This window comes from Actinotalea sp. (genome assembly GCF_041597215.1).
Lineage (GTDB): Bacteria > Actinomycetota > Actinomycetes > Actinomycetales > Cellulomonadaceae > Actinotalea.
In genome coordinates this window covers 1-3,762 of sequence record NZ_JBFHHB010000278.1, presented here as the reverse complement: position 1 = coordinate 3,762, position 3,762 = coordinate 1, and the positions used below count along the sequence as shown (strand labels likewise).

The 3,762-nt window shown below is 72.8% G+C and carries 3 protein-coding genes; 2 read left to right on the top strand and 1 reads right to left on the bottom strand.

Annotated elements, in window-relative coordinates:
* Positions 1-275: GNAT family N-acetyltransferase (locus ABWK99_RS14550; protein WP_372595419.1), on the top strand; the 275-nt coding region annotated here is incomplete at its 5' end.
* A gap of 34 nt (positions 276-309) precedes the next feature.
* Here the strand turns inward: ABWK99_RS14550 and ABWK99_RS14545 are convergent.
* Positions 310-2,535, bottom strand: coding sequence for an MMPL family transporter (locus ABWK99_RS14545; RefSeq protein ID WP_372595418.1), 2,226 nt, complete (start codon positions 2,533-2,535; stop codon positions 310-312).
* Positions 2,536-2,608: 73 nt separating this feature from the next.
* Between ABWK99_RS14545 and ABWK99_RS14540 the strand changes: the two genes are divergently transcribed.
* On the top strand, positions 2,609-3,762 hold a 1,154-nt coding region (locus ABWK99_RS14540), incomplete at its 3' end, for a replication-associated recombination protein A (protein ID WP_372595417.1).

The window sequence follows — 3,762 nt, the reverse complement described above, 5'->3', positions numbered from 1 at the left end:
TCCGGGCCGGTGAGCCGGGCGCCGGGGACCTGTCGTGGCACCTGCACGGACTCGGCGTGCTGCCGTCGGCACGCGGCCGTGGCCTCGGCGAGGCGCTGACCGCCGCGGCGACCGCCGCGGGGCTGGACGCCGGGTGCGACTGGCTCTCCCTCGGGATGTACGCCTCGAACTCCGTCGCGCGGCGGCTCTACGAGCGACTCGGCTACGTCGTCGAGGGGCGGTTCACCACGTACCAGCCGGTCGTCCCGCCCACGGACGAGTCGCCCTGCGCCTGAGCCGCGGTGCCCACCGCCCGGGTGGCCACGCCCGTCAGTGGACGATCGCGAACCGACCGCTGATCCGCTGCATCCAGCGCGGCGCCCACCAGTTGTACTTGCCGAGCAGCGTCATCGTCGCCGGGACGAGGAGCATCCGGACCAGCGTCGCGTCGATCGCCACCGCGAAGGCGAGCGAGAACCCGACCTCCTTGATCACCAGCAGCTTGCCGAAGACGAAGCCGGCGAAGACCACGATGATGATGACGGCGGCCGAGGTGATGATGCGGCCCGAGCGCTGCAGACCGAGCCTGACCGCCTCGTCGTTGCCCGCTCCCGCGTCCCACAGCTCCTTGATCCGGGACAGCAGGAAGACCTCGTAGTCCATCGCCAGGCCGAACCCGAAGGCGACGACGAGCGCGACGACGTAGGTCTCGATCCCGCCGGTGGGGCTGAAGCCCAGGAGGCCCGACAGGTGGCCGTCCTGGAACACCCACACCAGGACACCCATCGAGGCGGCGAGGGACAGCGCGTTGGTGAGCAGTGCCTTGATCGGGATGACGACGGAGCCGGTCATGAGGAAAAGCAGCACGAAGGTCGCGAGGACCACGATCGCCACGGCCCAGCCGACCCGGTCGATCAGCGCCTGGACGAAGTCGATCTGGTTCGCTGCCTGACCGGTGACCCAGGTGGGGAAGGGCGCTCCGGTGTCGCGGACCTCCTCGACGACCGCGCGGGCGACGGCGCCGCCAGGGTCGTCGGTGTCCGCTGTGACCCCCACCACGACGTACGCCCCGCGGGCGACCGGCGCTCCGACCGACGTCACGTCCGGCAGGTCGGCGAGCTCGGCGGACCATGCCGACACCTCGTCGAGCGAGCCCTCCGCGACGATCGTCAGGGTCGGGGTCCTGGACGCCGGGTACTGCTCGGCGATCGTCTCGACGTAGGAGCGCTGGTCGGAGCCGACCGGGAGCAGCTCGACGGTGGAGTTGCGCAGCTCCATCCGGTGCAGCGGGCTGGCCAGGACGGCGAGCACCACGAGCGAGCCGCCGAGGACGAGCCACGGGCGCCCTTGGACGGCCGCGGCCAGCCGCGAGAAGACGCCTTCCTCCGACCGGACGTCGCCGGTCCGGGCCAGGACGGCACGAAGGCCCGGGATGCGGGCGACGGCAGAGGGACGCTCGAGCCTCCGGCCGGCCAGGACGAGGAGCGAGGGCACCAGGGTCAGCGCGGTCGCCACGGCGATGAGGATGACGGCCACCCCGGCGGCACCGAAGGCGCGCAGGATCGAGGGCTGGAAGACGATGAGACCGCTGATCGAGATGGCCACCGTCAGTGCGGAGAAGGTCACCGTGCGCCCGGCGGTGTCCATCGTGCGACGCAGGGCCACCCGCACCGCTCCGTCACCGTGGCTGCGGCGGCGGGTGCCGCCTTCGTCGACGATCCGGTGCAGCTCCTCGCGGAACCGGGAGACGATCAGCAGCCCGTAGTCGATCGACAGGCCGAGGCCGAGCAGGGTCACGACGTTGACGACGGAGGAGTCCATGTCGAGCCAGTGCGAGAGCGCGAACACGCTGCCCAGGCCACCGGCGATCGAGGCGATCGCACCCGCGAGCGGCATCCCCGCCGAGAGCAGCCCGCCGAAGACCAGCACCATGACCAGCAGGGCCACGGGCATCGAGATGGCCTCACCGGTCTCCAGGTCCTTGCGCACCTGCTCGGTGATCTCGTCGACGATCATCGTCGTCCCGCCGACCTGACCGGTCGCGTCGGGCTGGCCGTCGAGGTCGGCCGGCAACGCGCTGAGCTCCTCCTCGACGGCAGCGAGCGCGGACTTCTCGGCATCCGCGTCGAGCCCGAGCGCGAGCTCGACCACGACGAGGAACCCGCGGCCGTCCGCGGCGACGAGCGGGGCGGCGGCGGCGGAGGCCGGGCCGCCCGGGACGACGAACGGGTCGATCACCGTCGCGACCCCTGGCAGCGCCGCGAGCCGGGCCCGCGCCGCCTCGACCGGTTCGGCGAGCGACTCGTCGCTCAGGTCGACGTCCTCGACGACGAGGGTCAGGCTCGGGCCCGACTCGGACGTCTCCGTGAGGATCTCGTCGGCGCGCGTGCTGTCCGAGCCCGGCACCTGAGGTGCCCCGCTCGACAGCCGCTCGAAGAGCGTCTGCCCCCCAGCCCCGCCGAGGGTCAGCGCGAAACAGGCCACCGTGACCACGATCCAGATGAGGAGCGTGGTCTTCGGTGCCCTGGCGATACGAGCACCGAGGCTGTCGAACACGCGCACAGCATCCCAGGTCGGCGCGCTGCCGTGCACCTTCGCCGCACCCCTCGGGGCTGCGTAGGCTCACGGCATGGATCTCTTCGACGCCGTCACCACGACGGCGTCCGGTCTGCCCGCCGCCGCACGCGGCGCACCCCTGGCGGTGCGGATGCGGCCGCAGACCCTGGCGGAGGTCGCCGGGCAGGACCACCTGCTCGCGGCCGGCGCCCCGCTGCGTCGGCTCGTCGAACCGGACGGCGGCGGCCGGGCGGTCCCGGCCTCCATCGTGCTGTGGGGGCCACCGGGGACCGGGAAGACGACGCTCGCCTACCTGGTGGCGACCACCTCCGGCCGGCGCTTCGTCGAGCTCTCGGGTGTGACCTCCGGGGTCAAGGACGTGCGTGCCGTGGTCGAGGACGCGCGGCGCCTGCTGGCCACCGGCGGGCCGGAGACGGTGCTCTTCGTCGACGAGGTGCACCGGTTCTCGGCCACTCAGCAGGACGCGCTGCTGCCCAGCGTGGAGAACCGCTGGGTGACCCTCGTCGCCGCGACCACGGAGAACCCGAGCTTCTCGGTCATCTCGCCGCTGCTCTCGCGGTCCCTGCTGCTGACCTTGCGCCCGCTCGAGGATGCCGACGTGCGCGCCCTCGTCCTGCGCGCGGTCGACGACGACCGAGGACTGGCCGGATCGGTCCGGTTGGACGAGGAGGCGGCCGACCATGTGCTGCGTCTCTCCGGCGGGGACGCGCGCAAGGCCCTGACGATCCTGGAGGCGGCGGCCGGGGGAGTGCTCGACGCCTCGGACGGGTCGGCGACGCAGCCGCCCCCGACGGTCGACGTCTCGGCCGTCGAACGAGCCGTCGACGTGGCCGCCGTCCGGTACGACCGTTCGGGTGACCAGCACTACGACGTGACGAGCGCCTTCATCAAGTCCATGCGGGGGTCCGACGTCGACGCGGCGCTGCACTACCTGGCGCGGATGATCGTGGCGGGGGAGGACCCACGCTTCATCGCCCGCCGCGTGGTGATCGCCGCCTCGGAGGAGGTCGGCATGGCCGACCCGTCCGCCCTGCAGACGGCCGTCGCGGCCGCGCAGGCCGTCGCCCTGATCGGCATGCCCGAGGCGCGGATCATCCTCGCCGAGGCCGTCGTGCACGTGGCGAGCGCACCGAAGTCGAACCGGGCGTACACGGCACTGGACGCCGCGATCGCCGACGTCCGGGCGGGGCGGGCGGGCCCGGTGCC